This window comes from Dechloromonas hortensis (assembly GCF_009469765.1).
Taxonomy (GTDB): Bacteria; Pseudomonadota; Gammaproteobacteria; order Burkholderiales; family Rhodocyclaceae; genus Azonexus; species Azonexus hortensis.
Map to the genome: position 1 here is coordinate 1 of NZ_SSSQ01000034.1, position 1060 is coordinate 1060.

1 protein-coding gene is annotated in these 1060 nt (G+C 62.2%); it reads right to left on the reverse strand.

The annotated features are described in order from the left end of the window. Window positions 1-988, reverse strand: a 988-nt coding sequence (locus GH663_RS20860; protein WP_153133506.1) for a sulfate ABC transporter substrate-binding protein, incomplete at its 3' end; no start/stop codon positions are given. Window positions 989-1060: the final 72 nt, after the last annotated feature.

The window sequence follows — 1060 nt, forward strand, 5'->3', positions numbered from 1 at the left end:
TCAGATAGATCTGGTCGAAGGTGCCGCCATCGGCGAAGTGCCGCTTTTGCGCCTTCGGCCAGCCGCCGAAGGTGTCGTCGATGGTGACCAGCTTCAGCTTGGGAAAGAGCGCCGCGTATTTCGCCGCCACCTTGGCATTGCTCGGCCGGTAGTAGTGTTTAGCGGCAATCTGCTGGCCTTCTTCCGAATACAGGTAATCGAGGTAGGCCTGCGCCGTCAGCCGGGTACCGCGCTTTTCGACGACCTTGTCGACCACCGCCACCGGCGGCTCGGCGAGGATGGACAGGCTGGGTGCGACGATCTCAAATTTGTCCTTGCCCAGCTCGTTGACCGCCAGGATCGCCTCGTTTTCCCAGGCAATCAGCACATCGCCCAGGCCACGTTCGACAAAGGTCGTCGTCGAGCCGCGGGCACCGGAATCGAGTACCGGCACATTCTTGAAGATGCCGGCGACCAGTTCCTTCGCCTTCTGCTCGTTGCCGCCCGGCTGCTTCAGCGCCCAGGCCCAGGCTGCCAGGTAGTTCCAGCGGGCGCCGCCGGAAGTCTTCGGATTGGGGGTGATGACCGCGATGCCCGGCTTGGCCAGATCACCCCAGTCCTTGATCGCTTTCGGATTGCCCTTGCGGACCAGGAAGACGATGGTCGAGGTGTAGGGCGAGGAATTGTTCGGGAAACGCTTCTGCCAGTCGGCCGGGATCAGCTTGCGTTCGGCCAGCGCGTCGATGTCGTAGCCGAGAGCCAGGGTCACGACATCGGCCTCCAGGCCATCGGCCACCGAGCGGGCCTGCTTGCCGGAACCACCGTGCGACTGGCGGACATTGACGACTTGCCCGGTCTGCGCCTGCCAGTGCTTGTTGAACGCGGCGTTGAAATCCTTGTACAGCTCGCGGGTCGGATCGTAGGAGACGTTGAGCAGCGTCGTCTGCGCGAAGGCAGTGCCGAAGCCGAGAGCGGCGGTGAACGCCGCGGAAAGGAGGATTTTGCGCATCACGGTCTTTCGGTAAGTTGGATGCAGCCAGTGTAGGGAAAGCGGTGACCAACAAAAAAGATGGAATTCTTC